This window comes from Chitinophaga sp. (genome assembly GCF_036569125.1).
In the GTDB taxonomy this organism is placed as follows: Bacteria; Bacteroidota; Bacteroidia; order Chitinophagales; family Chitinophagaceae; genus Chitinophaga.
Genome location: NZ_DATCRF010000809.1, coordinates 1 through 4,867, shown reverse-complemented (window position 1 = coordinate 4,867; position 4,867 = coordinate 1). Strand labels below are relative to the sequence as shown.

Genomic DNA, 4,867 nt, shown 5'->3' with positions numbered 1-4,867 from the left:
ATTTTCTATAAGCAGCTGTAAAGACAAATGCGGCAACAGCTGCTGATAATGCTGTGCCGGCACATCTACCGTAATTACAATGCCCTCTTCAAAACGCATTTTTAATAGTTCGGTAAATGAGTGCAGGTGCTGCAGCTCATCCCTTAAAGGGATCAGCTGTTGCTGCTCCTGCAACAGGTTCCGGAAGGTACGGGACAGGTGCCCGATGAACTGCTGTGCCTTCACCGGGTTTTCCCTTACTATACCGGAAAGTGTGCTGAGCGAGTTAAAAAAGAAGTGCGGGTTCAGCTGCTGTTTCATTAACTCAAGCTCTGAACGTAAGTAACGGCTTTTCATCTGCTCTGTTTCCAGCTCCTTCGCTTGTGCCTGGCGCAGCAGGTATATAATACGGATCACCAGCATTTCCACCACCATACATAATGTAAGCCGGCCCAGGTAGGTAGCCCGGAAAAACTTTAGCGGCAAATGATTGGTATCTACGGACAAGCGCCGTTGTATACCTATGCCTATCATGCAAAAGATCAGCAGCAGCAGAAAATTCCAGAAGGGGTAAATGGCGTAGGTATTGGCAGGTTTATTTTTGCGTAGTTTGGGGAACCAGTACAGGTTCAGCTCAAATACCATCCAGCAGAACAGGTAGGTCCAGGTAAGCTGGAAGGTAAACTCCCAGGGGTTAAAGGTGGTGAACTGGCTGGCCCAGCTGCTGCTGCGCGCCTGCAACAGCTTAGGCAGGTTTACCAGTAAGGTCACCAGCAGGGCGCTATAGCATACGATCTTTTTTTCAACAGCCAGCTTCATCTTTCAAAAATGAGGAAAAACGGGCAGATTGTTACTTATTTGGGCGGTGAAGCTGTCAATTGCGGGGGTGAAATGCCGTCCATGGTCCACGGACCATAGTCCATAGCCTGGTGCGGGAGGAATGTTATTGCGGGAGATGCCAGGAGCTTTGTGGTCGGTGGTCTGTGGTCAGTGGACTGCGAAGCGAAGCAAAAGAAAAGGTCCGGTACTAGCCCGGACCTCTTGTATCAAACATTCAAGCTGAATTCTTATTTCTTTACTTCTGCAGGTGCAGCTACTTTCTTATTAGTAGTGGGTACTACATCGCTTTCATTTGCCAGCTCGTTCTTATGGTCAAAGTCAACCAGTACGGGAGCAGCTACAAAGATAGAGGAGTAAGTACCGGTGATCACACCGATCAGCATTGCAAAGGCAAAACCGCGGGTTACCTCACCACCAAAGATAAACAGGATCAGGATGGTCAGGAACACCGTGAGGGAGGTCATTACCGTACGGCTCAATGTATCATTGATAGCGCGGTTAATGATGGTATTGCGGTCGCCGCCTTTCTTTTCACGGAAGTATTCACGGATACGGTCAAATACGATCACCGTATCGTTCATGGAGAAGCCGATCACTGTTAGTATAGCCGCAATAAAGTGCTGGTCTATTTCCAGGGTGAAGGGTACAATATCCTTAAAGAAAGAGAATACTGCTAATGTTACCAATACGTCGTGCAGCAGGGAGAAGATAGTACCGATAGAGTACTGCCATTTGCTAAAGCGCAGCAGTATGTACAGGAATATCACTACCAGCGACAGCACCGTGGCTTTGATAGCGCCGGCACGCAGATCGTCTGAAATGGTGGGCGATACAGTTTGTGAACCTACTATATAACGGTTAGATGAAAATGCTTCATACGTAATACCGGCATCGTAGTATTTTTTCAGGCCCTGGAACAGTTTCTCTGTTACTTCCTTATCAACGGCCAGGCTTTGCTCTTCTATTTTATAAGAAGTAGTGATGCTCAGCTGGTTGCTGCTGCCGCCGATGGTTTTCACATACGGCTCTGCACCAAATACTTTCTGCAGGTCTTCGCGTACTTCTGCTTCATTTACAGCTTTATCAAAACGAACGGTAAAGCTGCGGCCACCGGAAAAGTCGATACCGTGGCGGAAACCATGGAAGAAGGAAGCAATGCCCATTACCATTACCACTGCAGAGATCATGTATGCATACTTTCTTTTGCCTACAAAGTCAAAGCTGGCATGCTTGAAGATCTTACGGGAAACGGGGGTAAAATATTCAAAGTGTCTTTTCTTGTTAGTCCACCAGTCGGTTACGATACGTGATACCAGGATACCGCAGAACAGGGACAGCAACAGACCGATGATCTGTGTGGTAGCAAAACCCAGCACCGGGCCCAGACCGAAGTATAACAGGATAATGGCGGTAAGCAAAGAGGTGATGTGACCATCCAGCACCGGCGCATAGGAACGTTTGTAACCGTCCTCAATGGCCTGCTGGTAGGTTTTACCGCGGCTTAGCTCATCTTTTATCCTTTCGAAGATAATTACGTTCGTATCCACTGCCATACCAATGGTAAGTACCAGACCGGCAATACCAGGCATAGTAAGCGTAGCGCCCAGGGAAGCCAGGATACCTACGGTGAACAGCAGGTTCAGGATCAGGGCTATGTTAGCTACCCAGCCACCGGTGTTATAGTACACCAGCATGAGGGTGAATATAATAATAAAGGAGATGATGAAAGATTTAGCGCCTGCAGCGATAGATTCTGCACCCAGGGTAGGTCCTACGATCTGTTCCTGTACGATCTGCGCAGGAGCCGGCATTTTACCGGATTTCAGGATGTTGGCCATATCCTTGGCTTCTTCCACGGTAAAGCTACCGGTAATGGATGAACGGCCACCGGCAATTTCACCCAGGATAGAAGGAGCGGAATATACGATACCATCCAGTACGATGGCTACATAGTTAAAGGTAGAGCGGTCGTCCGGATTGGTGGGGGCCAGCTGGCCGGTCAGTTTTTTCCAGTCGCGGGCGCCGGTGTTGTCCATGGTCATGCTGATCTCAGGGCTGCCGTTCTGGTCAAAATCCTGGCGTGCATCCACTACCCTTTCGCCGCTTACCGGGGGCGCAGGGTTAGCGGGGTTCACTTTCAGCGCATATACTTCCATAGCGCCATTGCGGTCTGCTTTATTTTCCTGTCCGTATACAAATACCAGGTCTTTGGGAACCAGGCTTTTTACAGCGGGCATTTGCAGGTAACGGCGGAAGGTAGCGGTATCCTTAGGCAGGATCATACCTACGATGGGACCGGGTACGATCTGTCCGTCCTGGGAAATATAAGGACGCATTACAGAGAACAGCGGGTTGGTTTTAGCAAAATCGCGTTCCAGCTGCGCCTGTGTCTGGGCAGAATCGGCTTTTTTACCTTTACCGCTGCTGTCTTTAGCCAGGTAGCTATCCAGGCTGGCGGTTTTGGTGGTATCATCTTTAGCGCCTTTTACGGTATCGCTGGATGACAGTAAAGCTGAATCGCTTTTAGCGGCAGTGGTATCGGCTGCGTTCTTACCACCCAGGGCAGCTTTCAACGCATCGTTCACCGGCTGCAGCACACCTACTACAAATTCCTGGTTGTTCTTGTAAGTTTCGCGGAATTCCAGGTTGGCGCTGGCCTGTAAGTATCTTCTTACACGGTCAGGGTTATCAACCCCGGCCAGTTCCACGGAGATAATACCTTTATTTTCATCCAGGCTGATGTTAGGCTGTGCTACCCCGAACTTATCGATACGTTTTTGCAGTACCAGGTAAGTATTTTTGATAGCGGCATTGGCCTCGCGACGGATCACGTTCAGCACCTGCTGGTTGGTAGAGTTAAAATTCAGATCTTTTTCGTAGGCATTGGCGAAGATGGTGGCCAGGCGCCCGTTGGGCTGTACTTCTTCATATGCAGTACCGAAAAGGGATACGAAATCAGACTGGCTGGTTTTCTTGCGCTGACGGGCCAGTTCCAGGGCTTTATTAAAAGCAGGATCCTTGGATTGGCCGCTCAGGGAACGGATCACATCTTCCACGCTTACATCCAGCACCACGTTCATACCACCTTGCAGGTCCAGACCCAGATTCAATTCCCTGTCTTTGGCTTTGTTATAAGTCACGTACAAAGGAAACCCTACGATCTGTTTATTGCCCACACTGTCTAAAATCTCCTGCCTGCGCAATTTGATCAGGTCGTTCAGGGTATCCTGGTAAAAAGCCTGTTGCTCTTTGCTACCCGGATATTTCTGTTCAGGTGTAGGGTATTGTTTGGTCACATCGTTCTTAGCCTGCGCCACTATTTTCTTCTCATAGCTGCGCACCACGAACGTAAAGGACAATTGGTACAGCGATATAAGGATCAGCGCCGCCGCAAAAATTCTAACCAGTCCCTTTAGTTGCATATTCTTTCGGGTTTATAAATTTTTTTTAAGAGTTGCAAAGATAGAATTTAAATTGATATATTAAAGTCATGTCCACCATGGGCCTTTCGTGCTATTTTTTGTAGATCCAATCTGTTGAGTTATGCGTTGTTTCTGTATCCTTTTAATGATTCTGGCTGCCTGCAACACTGACAAATATATGCAAACCCGCCATTATCCTGCAACAGATAATTTTTTAGATACCCTTTTACAGGCCAACGCGCAGCGGCTGGGACCGGTATTCGCGTACCCGGACAGCTTTCAGCTACAGATCATTTACACCCGGATAGACCGGGATGCCCATAACCGCCCTCATTTCCGGGACTTTTACTACCATGTTGATACCGGACGGTATTTTTACCCCGCCTCCACCGTAAAGCTGCCCGGGGCGGCGCTGGCCCTGGAAAAGCTGAACGACCTGCATATTCCCGGCCTGGACCGCAATACGCCTATGTATATCGACAGCCTGCCCGGCGTCCACCCGGTAGTGGTAATCCCGGAAATGGGGGCGATTATGCGCATCCCGGTCTATCCGGGTGTAAATGATCTGTAAATGATAGGTTTCCGGGGACGCAAAAACGGGGCCCAGCATAGCAGCATGGGCCTTC

At 49.0% G+C, this 4,867-nt stretch carries 3 protein-coding genes; 1 reads left to right on the top strand and 2 read right to left on the bottom strand.

Annotated elements, in window-relative coordinates; genetic code table 11:
• Positions 1 to 798 (bottom strand): histidine kinase (locus VIM87_RS29805; protein WP_332000505.1); only part of this gene is annotated, 798 nt, incomplete at its 3' end.
• 248 nt (positions 799 to 1,046) lie between these two features.
• The gene (gene secDF, locus VIM87_RS29800; RefSeq protein ID WP_332000504.1) at positions 1,047 to 4,241 is read right to left on the bottom strand and encodes a protein translocase subunit SecDF; all 3,195 of its coding nucleotides are present in this window, start codon (positions 4,239 to 4,241) and stop codon (positions 1,047 to 1,049) included.
• 178 nt (positions 4,242 to 4,419) lie between these two features.
• On the opposite strand from secDF, the gene VIM87_RS29795 reads away from it, so the two are divergent.
• A complete protein-coding gene (locus VIM87_RS29795) occupies positions 4,420 to 4,812 on the top strand; it encodes a hypothetical protein (RefSeq protein ID WP_332000503.1) in 393 nt (130 codons plus the stop codon).
• Positions 4,813 to 4,867: the final 55 nt, after the last annotated feature.

Bases quoted from the DNA above. Each gene is read 5' to 3' on its own strand.
- secDF (WP_332000504.1), bottom strand. From the start codon at position 4,241: ATGCAACTAAAGGGACTGGTTAGAATTTTTGCGGCGGCGCTGATCCTT.
- VIM87_RS29795 (WP_332000503.1), top strand. From the start codon at position 4,420: ATGCAAACCCGCCATTATCCTGCAACAGATAATTTTTTAGATACCCTT.